The sequence below is a fragment of the Pseudomonas piscis genome (assembly GCF_009380155.1).
Classification (GTDB): Bacteria; Pseudomonadota; Gammaproteobacteria; order Pseudomonadales; family Pseudomonadaceae; genus Aquipseudomonas; species Aquipseudomonas piscis.
The window spans coordinates 1,288,474-1,313,951 of record NZ_WHUV01000002.1; the positions used below are offsets into that span (position 1 = coordinate 1,288,474).

Sequence of the window (25,478 nt, forward strand, 5' to 3'; positions counted from 1 at the left end):
AAGTTTTGCGTGCCCGTTCTACCAGGAGTTCCCCCGATGCCCCATGAAGGCAACCTGCTACAAGCCGCCGTCGTGTTTCTCTGCGCCGCGGTCGTCACCGTGCCCCTGGCCAAGCGCCTGCAACTGGGGGCCGTGCTCGGCTACCTGCTGGCCGGGGTGCTGATCGGCCCGTCGGTGCTGGGCCTGATCGGCAATCCCCAGAGCGTCAGCCACATCTCCGAGCTGGGGGTGGTGCTGCTGCTGTTCATCATCGGCCTGGAGCTGTCGCCGCGACGCCTGTGGGTGATGCGCAAGGCGGTTTTCGGGGTCGGCCTGGCCCAGGTGCTGCTGACCGGGGTAGTGATCGGCAGCGTGGCGCTGTTCCTCTTCGGCCAGACGCTCAACAGCGCGGTGGTGCTGGGCCTGGGCCTGGCCCTGTCGTCCACCGCTTTCGGCCTGCAGAGCCTGGCCGAACGCAAGGAACTGACCAGCCCCCACGGGCGCCTGGCGTTCGCCATCCTGCTGTTCCAGGACATCGCCGCGATCCCGCTGATCGCCATGGTGCCGATACTGGCCGGTGTCGATCACCACACCAGCAGCGCCGAGGACCTGCGCCATGGCTTGCAGGTACTGGGTAGCATCGCCGTGGTGGTGGTCGGTGGCCGCTACCTGCTGCGCCCGGTGTTTCGCATCGTGGCCAAGACCCGCTTGCCGGAGGTCTCCACCGCCACCGCATTGCTGGTGGTGATCGGTACCGCCTGGCTGATGGACCTGGTGGGCGTGTCCATGGCCCTGGGCGCCTTCCTAGCCGGCCTGCTGCTGGCCGACTCGGAATACCGGCATGAGCTGGAAGCCCAGATCGAACCCTTCAAGGGCCTGCTGCTGGGCCTGTTCTTCATCAGCGTCGGCATGGGTGCCAACCTCAGCCTGCTGCTCAGCGCGCCCTTGGCCGTGCTGGGCCTGACCCTGCTGCTGATCGGCCTGAAGCTGCCGCTGCTGTTCGTGGTCGGGCGCCTGGCCGGTGGCCTGGACCGCGAGCATGCGATCCGCCTCGGGGTGGTGCTGGCGGCGGGCGGTGAATTCGCCTTCGTGGTGTTCAAGATCGGCCGCGACCAGGGCCTGTTCGACGCGCGCCTGCACGACCTGCTGGTGCTGACCATCACCCTGTCCATGGCCCTGACCCCACTGTTGTTGCTGGCCTGTTCGCGCCTGCTCAAGCCCAAGCCGAAACCAGTGGAGATGCCCGCCGAATACCGCCGGATCGACTCCGACCAACCGCGGGTGGTGATCGCCGGCATGGGTCGTATGGGCCAGATCGTGGCGCGTATCCTGCGGGCGCAGAAGGTGCCGTTCGTGGCCCTGGACACCTCGGTGGAAACCATCGAGCTGATCCGCAGCTTCGGCGGCGGCATCCCGGTGTTCTATGGCGACCCGTTGCGGCCGGAGATCCTCAGCGCTGCCAAGGTCGGCCAGGCGGAGTTCTTCGTCATCGCCACCGACGACCCGGACACCAACATCAAGACCGCCGAGCAGGTGCGCAAGCTCTATCCGCACCTGAAGGTCATCGCCCGCGCACGTAACCGCCAGCACGTGCACCGCCTGGTGGACCTGGGCGCCCAGGCCGTGCGGGAAACCTACTACTCGAGCCTGGAGATGAGCCGCCGGACCCTGATCGGCCTCGGGCTCAGCCAGGTCCAGGCCGACTCGCGGATCCAGCGCTTCACCCAGCACGACCAGCAATTGCTGGCCGCCCAGCATGAGGTGTACGACGACGAGGCCAAGGTCATGCAGACCGCCCAGGAAGCCCGTGCCGAACTGGCCCGCCTGTTCGAGGCCGACGAAGAGGACGAACGCCTGGAAGAGAACCTGCTGCCGCCGATGCGCTGAAGCACTCTCCTGACAGATTCTGTCAGCCGCCCGGTCTAGATTGGGCGGCATCCCTCCCCTGACAGGAAACCTCGATGAGCGACGCTGCCCCTGCCCTCAAGGAAATCTTCAACCAGCAACGCCTGATGCATATCGCCGACGCCATGCGCGAGGTGTATCCGGCGTTCGACCACCAGGGCTTTCTCAAGCGCGCCAGCCAGGGCCTGGCCGAGCTCTCGGTGATGCAGCGCCTGGCGCGGGTCAGCGACAGCCTGCACCAGGTGCTGCCCGGGCCCTACGAGCACAGTCTGGAACTGCTGTATGCCCTGGCGCCACGGCTCGACAGCCGCTTCGTCTGCATGTTCCTGCCGCACTTCGTGGCCAGCCATGGCACCCATGACTTCGCCCGTTCCATGACGGCGCTGAAGTTCTTCACCGGTTTTGGCTCCTCGGAGTTCGCCGTGCGCCCGTTCCTGGTCAACCAGCAGGCGGCGACCCTGGAGCATATGTACGACTGGTCGCGCGATCCGGACGAACATGTGCGCCGCCTGGCCAGCGAAGGCAGCCGCCCGCGCCTGCCTTGGTCATTCCGCCTGGAACGCCTGCAGGCCGAACCTGGGCTGGCGGCGCCGATCCTCGAGCGGCTGCGCAACGACCCCAGCCTGTATGTGCGCAAGTCGGTGGCCAACCACCTCAACGACATCACCAAGGACCACCCGCAGTGGGTGCTGCAACGCCTGCAAGACTGGCCGCTGGAGCAACCGCACACGGCCTGGATCGTCCGCCATGGCCTGCGCAGCCTGATCAAGCAGGGCGAGCGCCAGGCCCTGGCATTGATCGGCGCCGGGGCCCGGGCCGAGGTCCAGGTAAAGCACTTCACCGTCACGCCTGCGGCCTTGCGCCTGGGCGAGCGCCTGGAGCTGGCGCTGGAGCTGGTCTCCAGCAGCTCGCAGCCCCAGCGCCTGGTGGTGGACTACGCCATCGACTACATCAAGGCCTCGGGCGCCACCAGTACCAAGGTGTTCAAGCTCAAGACCTTCACCCTGCCCGGTCAGGCGCGCCAGGCACTGGGCCGCCAACAGCAGATCCGTGAATTCACCACCCGCCGGCACTACCCCGGGCGCCACCTGGTGCACCTGTTGGTCAACGGCGAACGGCTGGCCAGCGCGCACTTCGACCTGCTGCCCTGAGCCCCTCTCAATCCACACAAGGAAGACCTCGTGGCAATCATCAACAGGTGGGCCAAGTCCATCGCCAAGGTGCTGGAAAGCAGCTTTGCGGTGAGCAGCAGCATCGCCGACCACAAGACCATCCTGGGCGACGCCCGGGAGAGTTTCATCAGGGATGTGCTGCAACGCTTCCTGCCGCGCAATATCAGCATCGGCTCGGGGCAGATCGTCGATGCCGAGGGCGGGATCTCCAAGCAGATCGACCTGATCATCTACCGCAACGACTTTCCCATCCTGCGCACCTTCGGCTCGGCCGACGTGTACCTGATCGAAGGCGTGGTGGCCACGGTGGAGGTCAAGTCGCAGCTCAACGAAACGCAGTTGTTCCAGGCCCTGGAGAACGGCAAATCGGTACGCAACCTCAAGGTGTCGATCACCCGGGAATCCAGGGACTACTACAGCCAGTTCATGTACCGCAAACCCTTCGCCGAACTGCCCCCGGCGCAATCCTTCTCGGTCCACGACCAGTTGCTGCCGCCAACCTACATCTATGGCTACAACGGCTATACCGCCGGCAGCCTGGACAAGCTGCGCCAGAGCCTCAACACCTGGCACCGCGAGCCCCTGGCCCAGGGCGAGCAGGACGTGATCCTGATGCCGGAGGTGATCGCCACCCAGGGCTGCGTGGCCCTGAAGAACCTCAACAACATCCTGGGCCTGCCTCGGGTTGCCGGCGAAGAGCTGGAAGCCTGCCGCCAGGCCTTCAACCGGGTGCTTGGACTCAACCTGGACAAACGCAAGTTCCTCGGCTATTTCCGCGAGCGTGACGACCAGGGCTTCGACTACGGGATCGGCCTGAAAACCTGCGAGTCGCCCCTACAGTTCCTGATCTCCAGCCTGCTGCAGACCCTCACTAGCCGGGTCGGTCATCCGCAGTTGGGCAGCACCGCGATCCAGTACGACCTGAGCCGCTATCACTTGAGCGAAGAGATGGAAGGTGGCTGGTCGGGCGCCGCGGTGAACCTTACGCGCATCAGCGACCCACGGCTGGACTTCGCCCGGGCCAACGGCTTCTGAAACCTGCGCTGCGGCCACGTGCAACTCGGCCGCAGCGCGCCGGGCTTCAGTCCTTGGCGGTCGTGGCCGGCAACGCTATCAGGTGGTCGTCGCAGCCAAAGCCCACCACGTGCTCGCTGCCCCAAGACACCTCCACCACCGCAATGCACGGGTCATAAGACTCGCCCACCAGGCTGCCATCGGCCTTGAACACCCGCAGGTAGCCACCGGTGGAGTAGCGCGAGCTGTCGCCATCGCCGGGCATGGTCATGGTCGGAATCCAGGCGCGCCAGCTGAACAGCCGGTACTTCTGGTAGTAGAAGGCCCGGTCGTCACTGTAGTAGCGGTCCTGGTAGGGCGTGCCGTAGTAGAACCAGCCATACCCCTTGTACGCCAGGAATACGGCCAGTACCGCGCCGAGCAGGCGTTTGCTGTGTTTCATCGAGGTCTTTCCTTGTACCGAGGAGAACTTCAGGGCTGGGTCACGCCGAGCATCCGCAGGCAGGCCTGGACGATGGCCTCGGCCAGGGCCTGGCCATCTTCCTGGCGGGCGGCGATCACGTCATCGGTGGCGCCGTGCACCCCGGCATAGATCAGCGAGGCGATCACCGTCGGCTGTTCCAGGGGCCAGCGACCGGCCTGCCGCCCTCCTTCGAGGATGCCCTGCAACTGCTGCAGGATCGCATTGCGCTCCGGGTTGCCGCGCCCATGGTGGTGATGGTTGGGGTAGACGATGTCGTGCAGGCGGTAGGTGGCCAAGTAGGCCTGGACGCTGGCGCGGATCCAGCTACTGACCTTCGCCACCCAGTCATCTTCGGCGCAGGCCGCCACCGCCTGTTCCAGGCACTCGAGGAAGTCCCGGGTATAGCGTTCGCCCAGGGCCGCCAGCATGTCGTTCTTGGATTGGAAGTAGTGATAGAAGGTGCCCTTGGCCACCCCGGCGCGCTCGACGATCTGGCTGATGGTGGTGGCCTCCACTCCCTGCTCCAGGAACAGGCTGCGGGCGGCGCCCATCAATTCTTCCAGGCGCACTTCGGCGGGTTTGGTCCGCGGCTGCGGCAGGTCGCTGGCAGGTTCCTGGGCCTTGTGGCGATTCACGATCATGAACGATTCCGGGCGGTGGCGAGGGCCGCCAGTCTAGGGCAATTGCCGGGTAAAAGAGAGTTGAGAATATTTATCATTTTCCATTGACCGACGGTCAGTCGAAATACTAACCTGAGTGCCTCGCCCCTCTCCAGCCCTCCATGGGAGATGTTTGATGGAACGCTATCGTCGCCCGGCCCTGGTGGCCGCCGCCTACCTCGGAACCTTCCTCGCCTCGCTGGACATCAGCATCGTCAACGTCGCCCTGCCGACCCTGCAACAGGCCCTGGCCACCGACCTGGCCGGCCTGCAATGGGTGGTCAACGCCTATGCCATCTGCCTCTCGGCCTTCATGCTCTCGGCCGGCCCCCTGGGCGACCGCTTCGGCCACAAGCGCTGCTGGCTGGCCGGGGTGCTGTTGTTCACCCTGGGTTCAGCGCTCTGTGCCCTGGCCCAGGAGCTCGGGTTGCTGCTGGCCGGGCGTGCGGTCCAGGGGCTGGCCGGGGCACTGCTGATTCCCGGGGCGATGCCGATCCTCAGCCACGCCTTCCCCGACCTGCGCCAGCGGGCCCATGTCATCGGCGGCTGGTCGGCGTTCAGTGCCCTGGCGCTGATCCTCGGCCCCTTGGTGGGCGGCCTGCTGCTGGAGTCCGTCGGCTGGCAGAGCATCTTCCTGATCAACCTGCCCATCGGCCTCCTCGCCCTGGTCCTCGGGTGCTGGGGAATCAGCGAGCGCAAGCACCCACAGCATGCCGCCCTCGACCCGCTGGGCCAGGCACTGAGCGTGTTGTGGCTGGCGGCCCTGACCTATGGCCTGATCCTCGCCGGCGAAGAAGGCTTCGCCAGCCAAGGCCCCCTGCTGACCTTGCTGGTGGCCGCCGTGGGGCTGCTGGCCTTCACCCTGGTGGAGCGGCGGGTGCAACGGCCGCTGCTACCCCTGGACCTGTTCCGCCAGCGCCCGTTCGCCGTGGCCAACCTGGCCTCGTTCATCCTCGGTTTTTCCAGCTACAGCAGCTTGTTCTTCTTCTCGATCTTCCTGCAGCAGATCCAGGGCTGGTCCGCTGCCGAGACCGGCCTGCGCATGCTGCCGCAATTCACCGTCACCGGCCTGGTAGCCATCGGCTTCGGCCGCATCAACCAGCATGTGCCCCTGTCCTGGCTGATGGTGGCCGGCTACGGCCTGGTGGGCCTGGCCATGACCGCCATGACCCTGTTCGACGCCCACACCCCCTACTGGCTGGTGGGCTCGTTGCTGGGGCTGCTGGGCCTGGGCATGGGCCTGGCATTGCCGGGCACCGGCCTGACGGTGATGGCCTGCGCCCCGCCGGAACGCGCCGGGATCGCCTCGGCCAGCATGAATGCCCTGCGCCAGACCGGCATGAGCATCGGCATCGCCCTGCTCGGCAGCCTGATGGGCGCCCGGGCCATCCAGGTGCTGGGCGAATCGGCTCGGGCCAGCGGCATGGCCAACGCCGGCGAACTGGCCCGCCAAGCGGTGACCGAACACCAGTTGCCCCTAAACAACCCGCTGTTCGGCGAGCTGTACCGCACGGCCATGACCAGCGGTTTTCACCTGGCCATGCTGCTGGCGGGTGCCTCCGGCCTGCTGGCCATGGGCTTGCTACTGGCTATTCGCCAACAGCCCCGCGCGGAACACGCGGAGCAGCCCGCAGGGCATGGCAACGCCCTGCCCCAAGGGGGCGAGAACAGGTGAGCGATGCCCATTGTCCGGGGCTTTTCTCCTCGTCTAGTATGGTTGCCGGACCGCGCGTGCCACCTGGGAACGTGCCTTGCAGAACAATAAGAAAACGCCATCGCCATGCCTGCATCCCGCCCCGTCGGCGCCTATGTGCGCCGCCTGAAGCTCAGCCCCTTGCTCGAGTACCTGCAAGAGCGGCAGCTGCGCCTGCCAGCGCCCTGCCAGGCCCAGTGGCAAGGACTTAAACCCGCGGACCATATTCCCCTGGATCAATACCTGGGCTTCTTCGAAGAAGCGGCCCGGACCCTGGACGACCCGCTGCTGGGCGCGCGCATCGGCCTCGCCAGCCGCTCACCGGTACTCTCGCCGCTGCGCGAGCTGTTCCTCAACGAAGCGACCCTGCACGGCGCACTGTTGGAGCTCAATCTCAGCACCACGGCCCTGCAGGGCGGCACCCGCACCCAACTGCGCATCGACGGCGAGCAGGTACAGATCAGCTACCAGTTACCCGCCTACCCGGCCAGGGCCTGCCGCCAGGATGTGGAGTTCAGCCTGGGCATGCTGATCCATGTCTTGCAGTTGCGCCTGGGACAGGACTGGCGGGCCCAGCGGATCGACCTCTGCCATGAACTGACGGCCAAGGACCGCGAGGCTCTGGGCGGGCTGCTGGATTGCCCGGTACGGGATGCCGCGCCAAGCAACGGCATCGTCTTCGCCAGCCATTGGCTGGATCACAGGTGCCCCGGCCAGGGCTGCGATGCCGACGTCCTGCTGTTCTTTCGCGAGCACATCCAGGGCCTGTGCGCCGAACAACACAGTGGCAGCTTCCATGAGCGGGTGCGGCGCCTGCTGGAACGGCAATTGGGCGAACAGCCGCCGTCCCTGGAACGCATCGCGCGCCAGCTGCACCTGTCGCCACGCAGCGTGCAGCGCAAGTTGGCCCTGGAACAGGTGGTGTTCTCCGAGCTGCTGGAGCAAGTGCGGCACAGCCTCGCCCTGGAACGCATGCGCCATCCCGGCACTCGGATCGACGAACTCGCCGACAGCCTGGGATACGCCGACAGCGCGGCGTTCTCCAAGGCTTTCAAACGCTGGACCGGGGTGCCGCCGCTGCGCTATCGGCGGCAGTTCCTGTAGGGTCTGTTGCCGTTTCGGCGCAAACCGCGTTGCCGCGCAACCCGAAGGGACGGGCCGGTTTTAGCGCGGCGCGTCGTTACTCGACGGCTCATTTGGACGGCCAAACTTCGCGTCTCGTGCTTAGCTGCGCGCTAAAACTGGCTCCGGCGCGGTCGCGGCGAAATGGCAACAGGCCCTAGTATGCCCGGCCCTTCAGGGCGGCGAGATGCCTTCGGGATACGCTGTCTCGCTCAGCAGCCGTACCTGGGCGCCGATGGGGACGTTGAACCAGGCCCCATCCACTTCGCCCAGGGCCATGCCGGTATTGCGCCAGGCCCTGGTGTCGAGGACGAAGACGATCGCCACATCCACCGCCTTCTCGCGAAAGCTCACCAGGTACAGCTGGTCGCGCAGCTTGAAGTAGCTGGCCTCGTCGCAATCGCAATCACCATGGCGCACGCCGCCATGGATCTGATACGCATACCAGCGGCTGTTGAGATAGACATGCTCCACCGCCGTGTCCTGGCTGTAGAGGTTGAGCACGCGCTTGCCGATCAGCTCATCGCTGCGCTCGGGCGGTGCACCGGCCGGCCGGCCATCCAATCCGGCGTGATGCAGCGCCTGGCCGACGTTGGAGGCCAACCCGCGAGCCTTGCGCTCGGTATCCAGCCAGGAATGCACCAGCAAGGCCCGGGATCGCTGCTCGTCGATGATCACCACCAGGCTCTGGCGCTGCGCCGCCGGCAATGGCAGGTCGATGAAAAACAGCCCGGCACAGGCCTGCACCACGTTGGCTTGCCCGCCCCCCGCCGCCAGTGCCAACGGCAGGCCCTGCCAACGGGCCTCGCCCTGGTCATCGAACGCCAGCTCGCCCCGCTGCTCGGCGAACCCCAGGACGAAGCGCCGCCCGCGCAGCGCCGGGCTGTCGGGCAGGCGGTTGAGGCGCAACTGCGCGGCAAAGTCATCGAATCCGGGAAGCGCCTGTTCCAGCGGGTTCATGGCCGCACCTCCCGCTGCTCGCCAGCCAGGGCTTGCTGGATCAGCCGCTCGCTGAGCGTCCACAGTTGCCTGGCCTGGGCGACATCACGCACCCGGGGCATGACGCCCAGGTGATCCAGGGGATCGGCGTTGCTCAAAGCCACCTGGCAATCCTCCAGGTAGTAACCGCCACAGCCCTCCAATTGCGGATGCAGCAGGGCCCAGAGAATGCTCGCCGCACCCTCCTCGGTGCTCTTGCGCCGGGTCAACTGGCGCAGCCCGGGCTGGCGTTCGAGCAAGGGCACGAAGTCGGCGTCGGTCAGGTGATTGTGCAGGTTGGTCCCGGCCACCACTCCGGGGGCCACCGCCAGGGCGCGGATGCCCTCCTCGGCCAGGTGCTGGTCCAGGCCCACGGCGAACAGCACGTTGGCCGACTTCGACTGGCCATAGGCCGTCCAGCGGTCGTAGGCCCGGTGCTCGAAGTTGGGATCGGCGAAATCGATGCCCGCCAGGCGATGGGCGCCCGAGGTCAGCAGCACCACCCGGGCAGCGGCCGCCTGGCGCAGTAACGGTAACAGCCGGGTGATCAACCGATGGTGGGCGATATGGTTGATGCCGAACTGGCGCTCCAGGCCATCGTCGGTACGAGCGAAATCGGTGGCCATGATCCCCGCACTGGCGATGACGCCGTCCAGGTGCGGCAACTGCTCCAGCAGCCTTGAGGCCAGCCGGTCGACGTCGCGCAATGACTCCAGGCGCACCGCCTCGAAGTGCAGCGACTGGCTGCCGGTGGCGGCCCGCAGCTCGGCCAGCGCGGCGTTGCCGCGTTCGGCGCTGCTGCCCAGCACCAGTACCCGGGCGCCACGGGCAGCGAGGCAGCGGGCGCATTCCTTGCCCAGCCCCGAAGTGCCGCCGGTCACCAGGTAGATCTTGCCGGAGAGGTCCAGGTCCCGGACCAGGTCCCAGGCTCGTGTATGGGTATCGAATGACATGTTGCTACTCCTTCCTTCATTGAATGAACAGGCTGGCATCCAGCTCCAGGGCCGCACCGGGTGCCTCCAGGGCCTTGACCCAGAGCAGCGCCACGGACAGCTGCAACGCCGCCACGGGCCCCAGCTCACGCTGCAATTGATGGCTGAACGCTTCCAGCAAGGGCTGGCTCGCCAGGGGGCCGGCCTCGATGCCGGGACACTTGAGCAACACCTGCAAGGCCGCCGGCTGGCCACCGGTGTCGAGGCGCCTGGCCAGAGCCCTCGCCGCCTGCTCCACGCTCGCCAGCGATAAGCTGCCGGCCTCGCCGCACGCCAGGCTGACCCAGGTTGGCCGCAGGACTTGCGGGCGCAAGGCCAGGCCATCGATCTCGATCTTGAAATCCTCCAGGACCATGCCGTGGCCACGTAGCACGCACAGTTGCAGCGCCTCGGCCACCCTGGCATCGGCCCGCTGGCGCACAGCCTGCGTTACCAACCGCCGGGCGTGCTGCGGGTCCTGGTCGGCGCGCAGGTACAGGGTCAGGCGGGCCAGGTCGGAGCAGTCGGCGTCCAGGGCCCGGAGGCTGTCCTGGATCTTGTCCAGGATCACCTCCACCTGCTCCGCCAGACCGGGACGGACCTGCAGGTTATCGGCGCTGAAGCCACGCTCCGGGGCCAGCAGTTCCAGGGCCTCGAAACCGGTGAGGAACACCTGGCCGCGATACTCCAGGGCCCGCGCCACATCCATCGGCAGGTCGTCGAACAGGGCCCGCCGTGCCGGCGTGGCATGCCTGGCGAATACCGCCTCGAGCGCCACCAGCGCCCCTTCCCGGGACAGGTGCGGCACCCGGAAAATGGTGCCGACGCTGGGCTCCCGGACCAGCCCGGGGGCCAGGGCATGGCACTGGCGATGGAATGCCTGGATCGCCGCCAGCGGGTCCACGGCGCCATTGCGAATGGCAATGCTGTGCTTGAGCATCGCGCCCAAGCTCAGCCCTCGTTCGGCCAGGACTGCAGCCATGGTTTCGAGCAAGGCGGCAAGTTGCTGTTCCAGGTCACCGTCCACTGCCGCCTGTTGCCAGTTGCAGAAGATCAGGTCCTGGGTTTGCACAAGGTTCATCGGGACTCTCCTCAAGGGATCAGTGGCGCCAGCCCAGCAACGGGTCGAGGGCGAAGTTCAGACCCAGGCCGAACAACCAGCCGCTGGCCGGACGCTGTTCGGCGAAGGGGTTCTGGTAGCGACTGGGTTGCAGCACGTAGTTGATGAAGGGATCCAGGGTCACGCCGCTGCCCAGGACGAAGCGCCCATTGAGCTCGGCGACGAAACTGTCCCGTGGCTGCTCGTAGGCACTGCCCGACAGGCGTCCGGCATCCTTGAGGCGGGCCTGGTAGTCCTTGCTCACGCGAAACCAGCTCAGGCGTGCGCCAAGGCTATCCAGCGGGCGGCCCGGAATGACGTTGAGGGCATTGACCCCAATGAAGCCGAAGGCATCCACCCCACCGGTGACCCCGGGAGTCAGCGACGAGCTGAGCCCGCCTTCCAGGGTCAGGCTGCGCGGGTTGGTATCGAACGGGCGGCTGCCACCGTCGGCGCGGTACACCGTCTTCTGCCAATTGAAGAGAATGCCGTCGGCATGCTCCTGGACCTTGGGCGCGGAGCCTCGGTCGAGCAAGGTCGAGGTACCGGCCACCGTGCGGCTGGGGTTGGGCTGTTTCTTGGTGGAGCGATACAGGGCCAGCTCGAAACGACTGGGATAGAGCGCCTCGCCAAAACGGGTCTGGGTGCCGACCTGGGCCAGGAAGAAGCGCCCGTCGTGGCGTTCCTCGCGCCAGTTCCAGCCGGACTCGAAGGGGATCTGCCCATTGAGCAACCAGCCGCCCACCTGGGCAAAGCGGTTGTCGTCGAAGTTGTAGCGGGCCGTGGCACTCCAGTAGGCGAACGGATAGGCGAACACCGAGCCGTTCATCAGCGTCAGCGGGTTGAAACAGGTGAACACGAAGGCACAAGCCGGCTGCATGAACGAGGTCGCTGGGTTGCTCCGGCCCAGCTCCAGCTTAAGGGCATCCTCCAGCAGGCGCTGTTCGTAGGACAGCTGCACCAGCCGCGCCTTCTTCGGCACGAAAGGCGCCACCGCGCCATAGATGTCCCCCAGCGCCGGACCGTAGTCGACATTGCTGGCCACCGGCGCATAGCTCTGCTTGAGGTGCACGCTGGCGCCCTTCACGCCCAGCAGCTTTTCCAGGTCGAAGTCGGCCGCCAGCATCAGGAACAGGTTGTTCTGGTCCTGGCGGCGCCCCACGCCGTAGGTGTTGTACAAGCTGTACCAGCTACCGAAACCGTGCACGGCGATACCCTGGGCGTCCAGCTGTTCGCCAAGGCTCGGTGCCCGGGCCGGCGCGACCGGGTTCGCGACCGTGCCGGGCTGATCCGGGCCGGCCAGCGCGCACCCGGCCCACAGGGCGCAGCACGCCAGCACAGTCCCACGTTGGACGAAGAATCGATTGTTGTTATTGGAAGGATTCATGGTCGGACCTGTATGGGCGATGGACTCAAGGAGCAGGCACCAGCTCCAGTTGCCGGGCCTGGATTTGCACGCGCTGGCGGTGCAGGCGGTCGAAGTCGTCCGCCAACCGCTGCTGTTCGATGAACTCGATGAAGGGATCGCGGACCTGGGTCTGCAGGCCGGTCAGGGCCTCGATGGCGGCGATCGCGCAGAACGGCACGTAGACCTCCGAGTAGCCGCCCTCATGGATCATCACCAGGCGTCCATGGCCGAGGCGCTCGGCCACCGCCACCATCATCCGGGTCATCTCGCGGAAACTGCCGCTGTGCAATTGCATGTGGCCGAGCACGTCGTAGGTGCTGGCGTCGTAGCCGCTGCCGATCACCAGCAGGTCCGGGGCGAAGCGCAGCAACGCCGGCACCACCAACTGCGCCATGGCATGCAGGTACTGCTGGTGGCCACAACCGGGTAGCAGCGGGATGTTGAGATTGCACCCCTGCCCTGCGCCTCGCCCGAGTTCGTCGGCGCCGCCGGAGCCCGGGGGGAAGCAGTTTTCCTGGTGCAGGGAGATGGTCAGCACGTCCCCGCGCTCGTAGAACAGCGACTGGGTACCGTTGCCGTGGTGCACGTCCCAATCGACGATGGCCACGCGCCGCGCACCGAGTTCGGCAATGGCGTGCTCCACGGCGATGGCCGAGTTGGCCAGCAGCGTCGAGCCCATGGCCTGGTCCCGCAAAGCGTGGTGACCGGCCGGGATGCAGGCGGCATAGGCCCGCTGGTACTCGCCGCGCATCACGCCTTCCACCGCCGCCCTGGCCAACCCGGCGGACAGCGCCGCCAGCTCGAAGCCTCCGGCGGCGAATGGCGCCGCCAATCCCAGTTCTCCTCCCTGCTGCTCGCTCAACCGGCGAAAACGCTCCAGGTACTCAAGGTCATGGACCCTGGCCATCTGCGCCAGGGAGGCCGGCGCTGCAGACTCCACTCGCAACTGCCGGCTCAGGCCGCTGGCGTCCATCAACGCCTTGAGCCGCCGCAGGCAATCGGCCGAGGCTACCCCCGAGCCGCTGTCCAGCGGCTGGACCCACCCGCCGACCGGGGCCGCCAGGGCCGAGGCCCGGCCGGAGTGGAACCACAAACAACGTTCGTCGAACAGGAACGCACTGGCGCCCGCTGAAGGATGCAATTCAGGCTTCATGGCAAAGACTCTTGGATGGCAGGTGGAAGTGCGCGAGGTTGATCGCCGCGGCGGCCAGCAGGGCCAGCAGCGCGCCGCAGCCGAACATCGCCTGGTAGGAAAAGGTTTCCAGCAGGTAGCCGCACAGCGCCGGGCCGCAGGCCAGCCCCAGGCCGAGGACCAGGTTGGTCAGGTTGATCAAGCCGCCCTCGCGGTCGTGCAGGCTGATCACCGTGAGCATGAAGGGCACCAGCAGGGTCCAGGTGAACTTGAACACCAGCACCGCGATGAAGGCCGCATCCGCCCGGGGCACCGCCGCCATCACCAGCAAGGCCAGGGTCAACGCGGCGAACCCCAACAGCAGGCATGCCCCGCGATAGCGATCACGCCCCAGCAAGGTGGCGGCGCCGGCACCGAGGATGCCCAGCGCGCTGGACAGGGTCAGCAACTGGTCCAACTGCCCACGATCCATGGCCGTGGGCGCCTGCAAGGCACTGATGAAGGTCCAGACTCCGCCCAGGCACACATACAGCAGGAAGATCGAGGCCACCCCCAGCAGGCCATGCCTGGAAGCCCCCAAGCGACGGCGCCCACCGCTGGCAGCTAGCTGCGGGACCCGGACGAAGTGCCGGCACAGCGGCACGCAGGCCAGCATCAACAGCGCCTGCAAGGCAAAGCACACCCCGGGGCCAAAATGCAGGAAGGCGCTGGGCAACACCGCCAGTCCCAGGGTTCCGAGTATCAGTTGGCCGAAGATGATCGAGCCGAACGCCCGCCCGCGATCATCCAGGTGCGCAACGCTGCGGGTACACAGGATCAGCAGTGAACCGGCGGCCAGTGCAGTGACGCCCCGAGCCGCCAGGAAGGCGTCGAAATGGCGCTCCAGCAGCAGCGCCGAAACCAGGTTGCCGCCGATGTACAGGCCCATGAACAGCAAGGCCCAGCGCTGCCAGTGACCCGAGCGCAGCCAGTAGATGGCCGGCAAGGTGGCCAGGCTGCTGAAGATCAGCTCCAGGGAAAACATCGCGCCGATCCGGCTCGGGCTCAGGCCGATCTGCGTGGTCAATTGCATGGACAGGGCCGGGGCCCAGAGGAAGGTCGCCGGTAGCACCGACGCACATAGGGTGATGGTGATCAGCAGCCAGCGATGACTGGCCTCGCCCGGCAGGGCTGCAGGTTCGGCGGTAGCGCTCACGATAGGCACCTTCGTTATTGATTGTTATGGGTGAGGTGGCACGGCAACGGCTGCCAATCTAGCAACGGCCCTGGCGACGACCGGCTTCAATTGATGACGACTTTTTGTCTTTTCACGCCAATGCCCGCATGCGCTATCAGGTTGGCCAGGCGCCCCGGCGAGCCGGGGCATTGACAAGCGCGATGGCGGCTTCGACCATCGGCGCCGCAACGGCCGCTGCCGGCCCATGACTCAGGAGATCAAGGATGAAGAGGCTTTCGCTGGTGCTGTGCCTGATGGCAGGCGTGGGCCCGGCTGGCGCGCAGGACCTGGCGGCTGCACGCCAGTCCCTGAAGAACTATGGCCTGGCCTACTGCATGGCCAGGCAGTTTCCCGAGCGCTCGGCCATGGGCGAGGACGTTGGGCATGCCATCGGCATGTATGGCGTCATGGGCGCAGGACTGCATCAGGTCCTGCAGGACGAAGACACACTCACGACCCTGCATGACCCCTATGACGCCACCACCGAATACGTCTTCAAGGCTTATGACCAGGTCGCGGCCAACAGCAAGCACCGTCCTGGAAAAGTCGTGCTGCACGCTTGCTTGCAGGTCTACAACTCCAGGGCCTTCGACCAGTTCATCCGGAGCCAGGACTCCTACATCCGTCAGCAAGACCTGCAAGCTGCCGGCCCCAACTCCTGACAGCGCTCGATGTGCCAATGGCGACAGACCCGCCCTCGCCTGGCCGCGCGCCGACAGCAACCGGTGGCAGGTGTCGCTTAAACACCGGTCGAGGTCGAATCCAGCGCTCGGTCAGCGACGCCACTGTCCATACTCAGGCACCTGTCCCCGGTAATGGAATACGCCCGTGAACCTGCCGCAGCCGCCCGCCCCTTACCTGGTCAATCCCCTGCCCCTGGACCCGCAACAGCGGCGGCTGTTCCACGAACAGGGCTACCTCAAGCTGCCGGGATTGCTGACCAGCGCCGCCATCGAACCGTTGCGCCAGCTGGTGGAGCAGCAACTGCGCCCGACCCAGGCCAGCGCTGGCGAGGGGTTCAACCGCCTGACCCACCGCCTGGAGCAGGACGGAATTCTCCGGCAACTCCAAGGCCAGCCGGCATTGGCCCAGGTACTGACTTACCTCACCGACAGCCGGCTGATCCTGTGCGAGGCCCAGGGCTTCGAGCTGGGCCAGGGGCGCTCGGGTTTCGCCTGGCACTACGATTCGCTGAACTTTCGCTACATCCGCCCCCAAGACCCGGCCTTCAGCCTGTGGCTGCCCCTGCAACCGGTACGCCCAGAGGCACAGGGTGGCGGCATGGCCTGGGTGCCGTTGTCGCTGTGCTCGGCCCTGGGCAACTTCCAGTTTTCGCGAATACTGGCCCAGCAGTTGGCCCAGGGCGAGTCGATCGCCGAGCTGTCCGAGCTCTTGCGCCAGACCTACGCCAGCCCGGGCCCCTTGACCGAGCGTTTCGAGCGACAGCGCATCGAAGAGGCCTTCGAGCCCGGCGATGCCCTGCTGTTCAGCAAGTACCTGTGGCACCGCTCCAGCCCCTTGCTCGCCGGCGAGCTGTCCCGGCGCCAGGCCGTGACCCTGCGCCTGGTGGCTGCCCAGGCGCGCCTGGACCCACTGTTGCAGGACGGCGAGACCCGCACCACCGGCGGCCTAGGCATGGGCCAGGAGCGCGGGGCACTCAAGCCGCTGTCCTATGGCTCGCGCTTCGTCGATATCCAGGCCGGCGACCTGCTCAGCAGCTCGGCCCACTGTGGGCCGCTTTTGTGAGTCGCCCTAGACCTGCGGGGCGGTCCCCAGCAATACCGGTTGGTGCGTGGCGCACAGCTCCATGAGGTAGTCCCAGACCACCCGCAGGCGCACCGACTTGTGCAGCTCGCGGCGGGTGCTGATCCAGTAGGCGCGCTGGATGCTCTCGGTGGGCAACAACGGCACCAGCTGCCGATCCGTGGCGGCCATGTAGCACGGCAGCACCGCGATCCCCAGGCCCGAGCGGGCTGCCTCTTGCTGGGCGATGACGCTGGTGCTGTGGAACAGCACCTGGGGGTTGCGACAAAAGCTGTTGAGGAACATCAGCTCCTGGCTGAACAGCAGGTCGTTGACGTAGCCGATCCAGGCATGGCGCCCCAGGTCCTCGCGATTGCGCAGCGGCGGCGCGCGGTCCAGGTAGGCCTGGCTGGCGTACAGCGCCAGGCGGTAGTCGGTGAGCTTGCGAGTCACCAGCATGTCGGCACTGGGTCGCTCCAGGTGGATGCTGATTTCCGCCTCGCGGTTGAGGATGCTGACGAACCGCGGCACCGCCACCAGTTCCACCTCCAGCCCCGGGTAACGCTCGAACAAACCGCCCATGCGGCTGGCCAGGAACTTGACCCCCAGGCCCTCGGTGACGCCGACGCGGATCTTGCCCAGCAGCGCGCTGGACTGGGTGATTTCCTCCTGGGCCAGCAGCGCCACGTTCTCCATGGCCTCGGCGTGCTTGAGCAACGCCTCGCCGGCCGGGGTCAGTTCATAACCCTGGGCGTGCTGGACGAACAGCGCGGTGCCCAGGGCTTTCTCCACCGCCTCGATATGCCGCGCCACCGTGGCATGGGTGGTGTTCAGCCGTCGCGCCGCGGTGAGCAGGCGCCCGCTGCGTTGCAGTTCGAGAAAAAAGCGCAGGTCGTTCCAGTCGAACATGGGGATTCCTTGCCGGTGCCTTGGGGCGAACACTGTTAGAAAACGCACAGCGGGTGGGCAAAAACTAACATTCTTTTGACGAAAGCTAACAACTAGGATGAGGCACAAGGCTGCCGCGGATGACGGACAGCTGCTAATAAGAATCTGCCAACGAGGTCACGGATGCTTCCTGCCTTTGACGCTTTCGACTACATCGTGGTCGGTGCCGGTCCTGCCGGCTGCCTGCTGGCCAATCGCTTGTCCGCCAACCCCCAGCACCGGGTGCTGCTGCTGGAAGCCGGCGGACGCGACAACTACCCCTGGATCCACATTCCCGTCGGCTACCTGTTCTGCATCGGCAACCCACGCACCGACTGGTGCTTCAAGACCGAGGCCGAACCAGGCCTGCAAGGCCGCTCCTTGAGCTACCCGCGGGGCAAGGTGCTGGGCGGCTGTTCATCGATCAACGGCATGATCTACATGCGTGGCCAGGCCGCCGACTACGATGGCTGGGCCGCCGAGGGCAACCCGGGCTGGAGCTGGAGCGAGGTCCTGCCGCTGTTCAAGAAGAGCGAGAACCACTTCGCCGGGGCCAGCCCGCTGCACGGCGCCGCCGGTGAGTGGCGGGTGGAGCGCCAGCGCCTGTCGTGGCCGATCCTCGATGCTTTTCGCAGCGCTGCCGAACAGAGCGGCATCCCACGGATCGACGACTTCAACGGCGGCGACAACGAAGGCTGCGGCTACTTCCAGGTCAACCAGAAGGCCGGGGTGCGCTGGAACGCCGCGAAGGCCTTTCTCAAGCCCATCGCCCAGCGCCCCAACCTCACCGTCCTGACCGGCGTCGAGGTGCAACGGCTGCTCCTCCAAGACGGCCGCGCCACGGCGGTGCGCGCCATGGCCCAGGGACGCCAGCAGGACTTCAAGGCCCGCCGGGAGATCATTCTCTGTGCCGGCTCCATCGGCTCGCCGAGCATCCTCCAGCGTTCCGGCATCGGCCCGGTGGCGTTGCTGCAACGCCTGGGCATCGGCGTCGCCCATGCCCTGCCCGGGGTCGGCGGCAACCTCCAGGACCACCTGCAACTGCGGCTGATCTACAAGCTGGACAACGCCCGCACCCTGAACCAGATCGCCGGCAGCCTGTGGGGCAAGATGGGCATGGGCCTGCGCTACCTGTACGACCGCAGCGGCCCGCTGTCCATGGCTCCCAGCCAACTCGGCGCCTTCGCCCGCTCCAGCCCCGAGCAGGCCACCGCCAACCTCGAGTACCACGTGCAGCCGCTGTCCCTGGAGCGCTTCGGCGAACCCTTGCACGACTTCCCGGCGTTCACCGCCTCGGTCTGCGACCTGCGCCCGCAAAGCCGTGGCCGGGTCGAGATCCGTTCCGTGGACGCAGGCCAGGCGCCGCTGATCCAGCCCAACTACCTGAGCCATCCGCAGGACCTGCAAGTGGCCGCAGACGCCATCCGCCTGACCCGGCGCATCGTCGCCGCCCCGGCCCTGCAAGCGTTCAGTCCCAGCGAGTACCTGCCCGGCGCGCAATTGCAAAGCCAGGAGCAATTGCATGAAGCCGCGGCGAAGATCGGCACCACCATCTTCCATCCGGTGGGCACCTGCCGCATGGGCCTCGACGCCCAGGCCGTGGTCGACGCCCAGTTGCGCGTGCATGGCATCCCCGGGCTGCGCATCGCCGACGCCTCGATCATGCCGCGCATCACCTCCGGCAATACCTGCTCGCCGACCCTGATGATCGCCGAGAAAGCCGCCGAACTGATTCTTGCCACGACCACAAGGAGCCCTGCCCCGGAAAAACAGACCGCCGCCCACGCCTGATTGTAGGAGCGAGGCTGCCCGCGCCAGAGCCAGCCGGCACGCCAGAGAGATCGAGCCGCCCACGCCGACGCTAGCGCGGGCAAGCTTCGCTCCTACAGAAAAATCCAACGCCGGACCGTAGGAGCCAGGACTGCGAAAAACAAGATAGCGACGCCACGCCGGCGCCGACAGTGGAACAACAAAAACAATCACTGTAAGGGATATCGATATGTCGGAACATGCTCAAGCGATGGACTCCACGGCCGTGGCGCCCACCAGCAAGGAAAGCCAGAAAGTCATCTTCGCCTCGTCCCTCGGTACCGTCTTCGAGTGGTACGACTTCTTTCTCTACGGTGCCCTGGCGGCGGTGATCAGCAAGCAGTTCTTCGCCGGGGTCAACGACACCACGGCCTTCATCTTCGCCCTGATGGCCTTCGCCGCCGGCTTCGTGGTACGGCCCTTCGGCGCCCTGGTGTTCGGCCGCCTGGGGGACATGATCGGGCGCAAGTACACCTTCCTCGTCACCATCATCCTCATGGGCCTGGCCACCTTCGCCGTGGGCCTGTTGCCCAACTACGCCAGCATCGGCATCGCCGCGCCGATCATCCTGGTGGCCTTGCGCATGCTCCAGGGCCTGGCCCTGGGCGGCGAATACGGCGGCGCCGCGACCTACGTGGCCGAGCACGCACCCCAGGGCAAGCGCGGCCTGCACACCAGCTGGATCCAGTCCACCGCGACCCTGGGCCTGCTGCTGTCGCTGCTGGTGATATTGGCCTGCCGCTACTTCACTGGCGATCAGTTCGACGTCTGGGGCTGGCGCTTGCCGTTCCTGCTGTCGATCGTGCTGCTGGGCATCTCCACCTGGATCCGCATGAGCCTGCACGAGTCGCCAGCGTTCTTGAAAATGAAGGAAGAAGGCCAGGCCAGCAAGGCGCCGATCCGCGAATCCTTCGGCAATTGGGAAAACCTCAAGGTGGTGCTGATCGCCCTGTTCAGCATCAACGCCGGGCAGGCAGTGACCTTCTACGCCGCGCAGTTCTACGTGCTGTTCTTCCTCACCCAGTTCCTCAAGATGGATCCGGTCCTGGCCAACAGCCTGCTGATCGTCAGCGTGGTGATCGGTGCGCCGATGTTCATCTTCTTCGGCTGGCTCTCGGACAAGGTCGGCCGCAAGCCGGTGCTGATGCTCGGCCTGCTGCTGGCCACGGTGCTGTACTTCCCGATCTTCAAGTGCCTGGCCCACTACGCCAACCCGGCCATCGACCAGGCCAGCCGCCAGGCGCCCATCACCGTCACCGCCGACCCGGCCACCTGCACCTTCCAGTTCGACCCGGTGGGCAAGGCGCGCTTCGACAGCCCCTGCGACAAGGTCAAGACCTTCCTGGTGAAACAGGGCCTGCCCTACTCCAGCATCGCCGCCCCAGCCGGCAGCCCGGTGCAGGTCAGCATCGGCGACGTGAAGATCGACGGTTTCGACGAGGCGGCCCTGCGTGGCGCGGTGACCCTGGCCGGCTATCCGCAACAGGCCGATAGCCAGAACGTCAACAAGGGCATGGTAGTGGCGCTGATCGTCGCCCTGATCCTGATTGCCGCCATGTGCTACGGCCCGCTGGCGGCGTTGATGGTGGAACTGTTCCCGACCCGCATCCGCTACACCTCGATGTCCCTGCCCTACCACATCGGCAACGGCTGGTTCGGCGGTTTCCTGCCCACGGTGTCCTTCGCCCTGGTGGTGTACACCGGCGATATCTTCTACGGCCTGTGGTACCCGGTGGCGATCACCGGGGCCAGCCTGCTGGTCGGCCTGCTGTGCCTTAGGGAAACCCGCAAGGTCGACATCAACCACATCTGATGGCCACGACCGCCAGCCAGGGCACGGCCCTTGGCCGGCGGCCGGCTCACTCAGATGTTGTTGCAGCCCTTGGCGATGGAGTCCTCATTGGAGGTGTAGGGGCGCGAGGGCTCCAGGTTCCACTGCGGCTTGTCCCGGGCGATGTTGAAGTGGCAGACCAGCTGGCGGCGCATGCTGCCCACGCTGCTGTCGCGGTTGTCCGGGTTGTTCTTCCACTGCGCGTCCAGGTAATGGTCACTGGCCAACTCGTTGAAGAAGTTGTTGGTCTGGTTGTCCTGGACCTTGCGTCCGCAATCGGTGGGGGTGACTTCCAGGGTCATGATCTTCTTGCCGAAACCCGGGTCGTCGCGCTCGATCCAGGTAGCGCTCTGCACATAGCGTTCGCAGCTGTTCTTTTCGGTGATGGGGTAGATCACCTGCTTCTTGTTGTCGTAGACGAAGCTCGCCTCCTGCTGGGGTGTCTGCGGCAGCTTCATGTTGATCACCGGCAGGTATTGCCGGACCGCCTGGTACCACTGGATCTGGTTCAGGCGCGCGCCTTCCAGGCCGCCGTCCTCGGTGTAGAACAGCGCCAGGATCGACGGCGACTGCGGCGGTTTTTCTTCCCACTTGGCCAGGCGCAGTTCGTTCTGGGTACCGAAGGATTCGGCGGCGATCTGCGCCATGGAGCGGATGCTCTGGTAGAACGCCGGGCCGGCTGCGGCATTGCGTTCGTCACGCACGTCGAAGGAGCACTGGCGCGAATGATCGCCTCGATTCTGCCGGTAGTTGGCACCCCATTGCTCGGCGGTGGTCACGCCGATCTCGTGGCAGTATTTCTCGACGCTGCCGGGGGTGCGCCGCGAGTCGGTGCAGCCTTGCTGCTGGCGATCGTCGGTGGCGGCATCGATGGGGAAGGAACACAGCACGGCGTAGTCCTGGTGATCCTTGGGGTTGCCGAAGATGGTGTCGAAGATGAAGCCGCTCTGCAGGCCGTAGGCCAGCTTGCGGAACTTGGAGTCCTTGCGCAGGTAGGACGCCGAGACACCGCCACTGGCCTGGCTTTTCGGGCTGATGCTGTAGAACTGGTAGTCGGTGGAAGGCCAGGTGGCGCGAAACAGCACCCCCGAGCAGAGGAACGCCGGCTTGGACGGGCCGCCACAGTCCTGGCGGGTGTCGTTGTACAGCTGGTTGAGACGGGCCACCGTGTCGCTGCCCTGGTCGGCCTGGACAGTGGGCAACAGGCACAGGCCGGCCAGGCCCATGGCGAAGGAGATGCTGAGTTTCATGACATGACTTCCGTGTGGAGTGAGTTCCCTGGCCGGTCGCCAGCGCGACCGGCGCCTGCCAGAGGATAGAAGCGCGACCTTGCGCCAACGGGGTTTTTCCGCTGGCTGTCCCCAATCGCCGCTGCCCCGGGATCAGCGCTGTGCGACTTGAACAAAGCGCGACTTTGCGCCACTGTCTCGGCACTTTTGCGCGGGAGACCTTGCATGCTGTTCATCTTTCCCACAGTGGCGGCCCTGGCCTTGGCCCTGCTGTTCTGGCGCCGGCAGAAAGCCCTGGTGGCGCTGCGCCGCGAAGCTTTCATCCGCGACTTCAGCCTGCCGCCCGGCTTGTTCACGCCCCTGCGGGCCCGGCATCCCCAGCTGACCCTCAAGGACTGCCAGCTGGTGGCCCAGGGGTTGCGCCAGTTCTTCCTGGCCTACCTCAAGAGCGGCCAGCGCTATGTGTCGATGCCCTCCCAGGTGGTGGACGACTTGTGGCATGAGTTCATCCTCCATACCCGGGAGTACCAGGCGTTCTGCCACAAGGCCTTCGGCCAGTTCCTGCACCACACCCCGGCGGCGGCCCTGGGCCAGAATGCCGAGCGCCGGAGCGACGACGGCCTGCGCCGGACCTGGCAGCAGGCGTGCCGCGAGGAAAACATCAACCCCGCCCGCCCCAGCCGCCTGCCGTTGCTGTTCGCCCTGGATACCAAGCTGCAGATCGCCCAGGGCTTTCACTACGTCGCCGACTGCCAGTCCCTGCGGCGCCTGGCCGATAGCAGCGCCGGCAGCACTGTGGTGCATTGCGGCAGCGACCTGCACGGCAGCTCTGCGGACAGCGACTCGTCCCCCAGCAGTTCCGACAGCGACAGCTCGCGCTTCGGCGGCGATGGCGGCAGCAGCGATGGCGGCGGCGACAGCAGTGGTTGCGGGGGCGGCGGTTGTGGCGGCGGGGGCGGCGACTGAGCGCCGGGGAAACATGTGGCGGCCGAGCTGCTACCGAGCAGGTGGCGGCCCTGGCCGACAGAGTGGAAACGGCGCATCGCGCGCCGCTCCACTGGACCTGATCGATCAGGCGATGATGTCGGTCGTTGCTGCCTGGCCGACGATGCCCACGGCGAAGTCCGTCGTGCCGTGGCCGGTGAGGTCAACCAGCAGGCTGCTTTGGTTGGTGCCGGCGTTGTAGCTGAGGATCGCGTCGCCCGCATGGCCGGTGAAGGCCTTGACGAAGTTCAGGGCTGCGCCACCGGTGGCGAACTGCGGGATCCCGGTCAGGTCGATCTTGTCCTGGCCGCTGGTGAAATCCATGATCCAGTCCGGTGCGTTGACGGTGGAGTCCGACGCCGCGCCGAAGACGAAGGTGTCCGCCCCGCTTCCGCCCCACAGGGTATCGGCGCCGCCACCACCGTAGATGATGTCGTTGCCGGCACCACCCTTGAGCACGTTGGCCGCTGCGTTGCCGATCAGCAGGTCGTTGCCGGAACCGCCAATGGCGTTCTCCACGGTCACGCCATAGGCGATGGAAACGTTGCCCACCAGGCCGCCAACGTCGGAGAAGGCACCGGCATTGAGGTTGATCTTCTGGTTATGGCTGAAGCCGGAGAAGTCCAGGGTGTCGTTGCCGCCGCCGTCCCAGACTGCGAACACCAGCTTGTCGCTGTTGGAGTGGGCACTGTAGAAGTCCCGGCCGGTGTTGGAGTTGAAGCCGTACACGGTGTCGTCGGCACGGGTCTGGTAGTTGGCGCCGTAGAGCTTCTGCACCGCGACGATATCGTCCACCAAGGGTGCCGAGGCATAGGCGCCACTACCGTCCTTGGTGAAGTTCTGCCCGGTGTTGCCCTCACTCCAGTAGCTCATCAGGCTGTAGCCACGGGTGTCCTGGGCGTAGCTGGCGTCCTTGTAGGTGGGGTTGCCATTGCCGGCGTTGTAGGTACCCGGATGGGACAGGCCCAGGGTATGGCCGATCTCGTGGGTCAGGGTCTGGCGCCCGTAGTTGCCGGTGCCGGGGGTCTCGTTGACCCGGTACTGGCTGTTGATCAGGTACCAGGACTGGCCGTCGTAGCTGCCACCGGACGGCAGGTAGGCGAAGGCCGCGCCGCCGGTGCTGACGTTGTAGTTGCCGAAGGTCATGTGCCCGTCGCCACCCTTGGCCGCCTCGGTGAAGCTGACGTTGGCCACATCCGCCCAGGACTGCATCGACAGCACGGCCTGGGCCTTCTGCAAGGCGCTGAACTGGCTGAAGGTACCCAGGGACGGGTTGTAGTTGGCGGGTTTCTCGGTGAGGAAGGTGTAGGTCAGGTCGATCTTGCCGTCACCGTTCTTGTCGTGCCAGGACAGGTTCTTGCGCAGGATCGCATCCGCGGCCTGGTCGGCGGTGAACGACGGCTTGCCGTTCACCAGATCGCTGCCACCCCGGTCATAGCGGTGGCTGAAAGCCTGTACCTGTTGGTAGGCGTTGCTGGCTTGTGCGGCCTGGTCGGCCCAGTTCCAGGTGATTTCCGACAGTGCTTTTGACAGTGTCTTTGACATTGCTACGTCCTTGTTCCAAACAAGATGATGTTCGATAGAACACAAACGACCCCGCCTGCGAGATCGTCCTATCACTCGCCCAAAGAGGCGTTGGAACGCTGCCACAGTGATCGGCGGCCAGTCCATGGTTTTCTTCGCCCGACCACGGTGTGAAAACTCCACTGGCGTGGGGTCGATTTCCCCTCTCGCGCGCGCATCGCGCCGGCGATAGGCTAGGCACTTGTCCGGGATTGGCCACATCGTGCCCGTCCCTTTCACGAGGAGTCCGTAATGCGCAAGATCCTGTTGCTGGGCGCTTTGCTGAGCGTCGCTGGTGCAGCCTGTGCCGAAGGCGTGCCACTGTTCAACGTCGCCTGCCCGGGCAACCTGGCGGTCAGTGCCGACCAGGGCGGGCCGGTCTATATCAACGGCAAGGCAGTGCAGAGCATTGCCGTGGATGACCGGCATTTCCAGGCCAGGATCCCGGAGGCCACCCTGTCCATCAGTGTCGAGGACGACGAGTCGGTCACGGTGAAGTACAGCGGCAAGCACGGCACCAACCTCGTGTGCGAAGCCGTCGACGACTGATCCTTGAAACTCATTCGCTGGCCGTTTTGACA

General features: G+C 66.0%; 22 protein-coding genes. 11 read left to right on the top strand and 11 right to left on the bottom strand.

Annotation, left to right across the window (positions count from 1 at the left end; genetic code table 11):
- The first annotated feature begins 36 nt into the window (after nt 1-36).
- The 3 genes from GDH07_RS15765 (at nt 37) to GDH07_RS15775 (ending at nt 4,091) form a co-directional block, all read left to right on the top strand.
- A complete protein-coding gene (locus GDH07_RS15765; protein ID WP_152898128.1) occupies nt 37-1,866 on the top strand; it encodes a monovalent cation:proton antiporter-2 (CPA2) family protein in 1,830 nt (609 codons plus the stop codon).
- A 74-nt stretch (nt 1,867-1,940) separates the two neighbouring features.
- On the top strand, nt 1,941-3,035 hold the full coding sequence (locus GDH07_RS15770) for a DNA alkylation repair protein (RefSeq protein WP_152898129.1): 1,095 nt from the start codon (nt 1,941-1,943) through the stop codon (nt 3,033-3,035).
- A 30-nt stretch (nt 3,036-3,065) separates the two neighbouring features.
- Entirely contained in the window at nt 3,066-4,091 is a 1,026-nt protein-coding gene (locus GDH07_RS15775; protein ID WP_343038251.1) for a DUF6602 domain-containing protein, read from the top strand.
- Between the two features lie 46 nt (nt 4,092-4,137).
- Here the strand turns inward: GDH07_RS15775 and GDH07_RS15780 are convergent, their stop codons facing one another.
- Entirely contained in the window at nt 4,138-4,512 is a 375-nt protein-coding gene (locus GDH07_RS15780) for a hypothetical protein (RefSeq protein WP_103323854.1), read from the bottom strand.
- Nucleotides 4,513-4,541: 29 nt separating this feature from the next.
- Complete coding sequence (locus GDH07_RS15785; protein ID WP_152898130.1) at nt 4,542-5,174, bottom strand: TetR/AcrR family transcriptional regulator; 633 nt, start codon at nt 5,172-5,174, stop codon at nt 4,542-4,544.
- Between the two features lie 154 nt (nt 5,175-5,328).
- Between GDH07_RS15785 and GDH07_RS15790 the strand changes: the two genes are divergently transcribed.
- Both GDH07_RS15790 and GDH07_RS15795 read left to right on the top strand, forming a co-directional pair.
- Complete coding sequence (locus GDH07_RS15790) at nt 5,329-6,867, top strand: MFS transporter (RefSeq protein WP_152898131.1); 1,539 nt, start codon at nt 5,329-5,331, stop codon at nt 6,865-6,867.
- Nucleotides 6,868-6,972: 105 nt separating this feature from the next.
- On the top strand, nt 6,973-7,989 hold the full coding sequence (locus GDH07_RS15795) for an AraC family transcriptional regulator (protein ID WP_152898132.1): 1,017 nt from the start codon (nt 6,973-6,975) through the stop codon (nt 7,987-7,989).
- A 192-nt stretch (nt 7,990-8,181) separates the two neighbouring features.
- On the opposite strand, the gene GDH07_RS15800 is transcribed toward GDH07_RS15795, so the two are convergent.
- The 6 genes from GDH07_RS15800 to GDH07_RS15820 are packed head-to-tail and all read right to left on the bottom strand — an operon-like array spanning nt 8,182 to nt 14,790.
- Nucleotides 8,182-8,967, bottom strand: a complete 786-nt coding sequence (locus GDH07_RS15800; RefSeq protein ID WP_152898133.1) for a MoaF C-terminal domain-containing protein — start codon at nt 8,965-8,967, stop codon at nt 8,182-8,184.
- A complete protein-coding gene (locus tag GDH07_RS15805; protein WP_178124068.1) occupies nt 8,964-9,938 on the bottom strand; it encodes an SDR family NAD(P)-dependent oxidoreductase in 975 nt (324 codons plus the stop codon). Before GDH07_RS15805 ends, GDH07_RS15800 begins: the two co-directional genes overlap by 4 nt.
- 16 nt (nt 9,939-9,954) lie before the next feature.
- Nucleotides 9,955-11,037, bottom strand: coding sequence for a hypothetical protein (locus tag GDH07_RS32315; RefSeq protein WP_178124069.1), 1,083 nt, complete (start codon nt 11,035-11,037; stop codon nt 9,955-9,957).
- Between the two features lie 19 nt (nt 11,038-11,056).
- Nucleotides 11,057-12,442: a carbohydrate porin gene (locus tag GDH07_RS15810; RefSeq protein ID WP_152898135.1), complete on the bottom strand. Its 1,386-nt coding sequence runs from the start codon at nt 12,440-12,442 to the stop codon at nt 11,057-11,059.
- Between the two features lie 25 nt (nt 12,443-12,467).
- A complete protein-coding gene (locus tag GDH07_RS15815; protein ID WP_152898136.1) occupies nt 12,468-13,616 on the bottom strand; it encodes a class II histone deacetylase in 1,149 nt (382 codons plus the stop codon).
- A complete protein-coding gene (locus GDH07_RS15820; protein WP_152898137.1) occupies nt 13,606-14,790 on the bottom strand; it encodes an MFS transporter in 1,185 nt (394 codons plus the stop codon). The genes GDH07_RS15815 and GDH07_RS15820 overlap by 11 nt, the downstream gene beginning before the upstream one ends.
- A 245-nt stretch (nt 14,791-15,035) precedes the next feature.
- Here GDH07_RS15820 and GDH07_RS15825 point away from each other — a divergent pair, with 245 nt between their 5' ends.
- The gene (locus GDH07_RS15825) at nt 15,036-15,473 is read left to right on the top strand and encodes a hypothetical protein (RefSeq protein ID WP_152898138.1); all 438 of its coding nucleotides are present in this window, start codon (nt 15,036-15,038) and stop codon (nt 15,471-15,473) included.
- Between the two features lie 166 nt (nt 15,474-15,639).
- Entirely contained in the window at nt 15,640-16,557 is a 918-nt protein-coding gene (locus GDH07_RS15830) for a phytanoyl-CoA dioxygenase family protein (protein ID WP_343038252.1), read from the top strand.
- Nucleotides 16,558-16,563: 6 nt separating this feature from the next.
- Here the strand turns inward: GDH07_RS15830 and GDH07_RS15835 are convergent, their stop codons facing one another.
- Complete coding sequence (locus tag GDH07_RS15835) at nt 16,564-17,463, bottom strand: LysR family transcriptional regulator (RefSeq protein WP_085596530.1); 900 nt, start codon at nt 17,461-17,463, stop codon at nt 16,564-16,566.
- A 162-nt stretch (nt 17,464-17,625) separates the two neighbouring features.
- Between GDH07_RS15835 and GDH07_RS15840 the strand changes: the two genes are divergently transcribed.
- On the top strand, nt 17,626-19,272 hold the full coding sequence (locus GDH07_RS15840; RefSeq protein ID WP_152898139.1) for a GMC family oxidoreductase: 1,647 nt from the start codon (nt 17,626-17,628) through the stop codon (nt 19,270-19,272).
- A gap of 208 nt (nt 19,273-19,480) precedes the next feature.
- Nucleotides 19,481-21,103, top strand: a complete 1,623-nt coding sequence (locus tag GDH07_RS15845; RefSeq protein ID WP_152898140.1) for an MFS transporter — start codon at nt 19,481-19,483, stop codon at nt 21,101-21,103.
- 50 nt (nt 21,104-21,153) lie between these two features.
- Here GDH07_RS15845 and GDH07_RS15850 read toward each other — a convergent pair whose 3' ends face one another.
- Nucleotides 21,154-22,371, bottom strand: a complete 1,218-nt coding sequence (locus tag GDH07_RS15850) for a DUF2599 domain-containing protein (protein WP_022643832.1) — start codon at nt 22,369-22,371, stop codon at nt 21,154-21,156.
- A 204-nt stretch (nt 22,372-22,575) separates the two neighbouring features.
- On the opposite strand from GDH07_RS15850, the gene GDH07_RS15855 reads away from it, so the two are divergent.
- Nucleotides 22,576-23,316: a glycine-rich domain-containing protein gene (locus GDH07_RS15855; protein WP_152898141.1), complete on the top strand. Its 741-nt coding sequence runs from the start codon at nt 22,576-22,578 to the stop codon at nt 23,314-23,316.
- A gap of 105 nt (nt 23,317-23,421) precedes the next feature.
- Here the strand turns inward: GDH07_RS15855 and GDH07_RS15860 are convergent, their stop codons facing one another.
- Entirely contained in the window at nt 23,422-24,879 is a 1,458-nt protein-coding gene (locus GDH07_RS15860; RefSeq protein WP_152898142.1) for a serralysin family metalloprotease, read from the bottom strand.
- A gap of 270 nt (nt 24,880-25,149) precedes the next feature.
- Here GDH07_RS15860 and GDH07_RS15865 point away from each other — a divergent pair, with 270 nt between their 5' ends.
- Nucleotides 25,150-25,446: a hypothetical protein gene (locus GDH07_RS15865; protein ID WP_022643829.1), complete on the top strand. Its 297-nt coding sequence runs from the start codon at nt 25,150-25,152 to the stop codon at nt 25,444-25,446.
- The last annotated feature ends 32 nt before the right edge of the window (nt 25,447-25,478 follow it).

Coding starts and splice junctions, on each gene's coding strand:
- GDH07_RS15795 (WP_152898132.1), top strand. CDS start 6,973: ATGCCTGCATCCCGCCCCGTCGGCGCCTATGTGCGCCGCCTGAAGCTC.
- GDH07_RS32315 (WP_178124069.1), bottom strand. CDS start 11,037: ATGAACCTTGTGCAAACCCAGGACCTGATCTTCTGCAACTGGCAACAG.
- GDH07_RS15805 (WP_178124068.1), bottom strand. CDS start 9,938: ATGTCATTCGATACCCATACACGAGCCTGGGACCTGGTCCGGGACCTG.
- GDH07_RS15845 (WP_152898140.1), top strand. CDS start 19,481: ATGTCGGAACATGCTCAAGCGATGGACTCCACGGCCGTGGCGCCCACC.
- GDH07_RS15770 (WP_152898129.1), top strand. CDS start 1,941: ATGAGCGACGCTGCCCCTGCCCTCAAGGAAATCTTCAACCAGCAACGC.
- GDH07_RS15785 (WP_152898130.1), bottom strand. CDS start 5,174: ATGATCGTGAATCGCCACAAGGCCCAGGAACCTGCCAGCGACCTGCCG.
- GDH07_RS15765 (WP_152898128.1), top strand. CDS start 37: ATGCCCCATGAAGGCAACCTGCTACAAGCCGCCGTCGTGTTTCTCTGC.
- GDH07_RS15800 (WP_152898133.1), bottom strand. CDS start 8,967: ATGAACCCGCTGGAACAGGCGCTTCCCGGATTCGATGACTTTGCCGCG.
- GDH07_RS15815 (WP_152898136.1), bottom strand. CDS start 13,616: ATGAAGCCTGAATTGCATCCTTCAGCGGGCGCCAGTGCGTTCCTGTTC.
- GDH07_RS15865 (WP_022643829.1), top strand. CDS start 25,150: ATGCGCAAGATCCTGTTGCTGGGCGCTTTGCTGAGCGTCGCTGGTGCA.
- GDH07_RS15780 (WP_103323854.1), bottom strand. CDS start 4,512: ATGAAACACAGCAAACGCCTGCTCGGCGCGGTACTGGCCGTATTCCTG.
- GDH07_RS15825 (WP_152898138.1), top strand. CDS start 15,036: ATGAAGAGGCTTTCGCTGGTGCTGTGCCTGATGGCAGGCGTGGGCCCG.
- GDH07_RS15850 (WP_022643832.1), bottom strand. CDS start 22,371: ATGAAACTCAGCATCTCCTTCGCCATGGGCCTGGCCGGCCTGTGCCTG.
- GDH07_RS15810 (WP_152898135.1), bottom strand. CDS start 12,442: ATGAATCCTTCCAATAACAACAATCGATTCTTCGTCCAACGTGGGACT.
- GDH07_RS15835 (WP_085596530.1), bottom strand. CDS start 17,463: ATGTTCGACTGGAACGACCTGCGCTTTTTTCTCGAACTGCAACGCAGC.
- GDH07_RS15840 (WP_152898139.1), top strand. CDS start 17,626: ATGCTTCCTGCCTTTGACGCTTTCGACTACATCGTGGTCGGTGCCGGT.
- GDH07_RS15790 (WP_152898131.1), top strand. CDS start 5,329: ATGGAACGCTATCGTCGCCCGGCCCTGGTGGCCGCCGCCTACCTCGGA.
- GDH07_RS15860 (WP_152898142.1), bottom strand. CDS start 24,879: ATGTCAAAGACACTGTCAAAAGCACTGTCGGAAATCACCTGGAACTGG.
- GDH07_RS15855 (WP_152898141.1), top strand. CDS start 22,576: ATGCTGTTCATCTTTCCCACAGTGGCGGCCCTGGCCTTGGCCCTGCTG.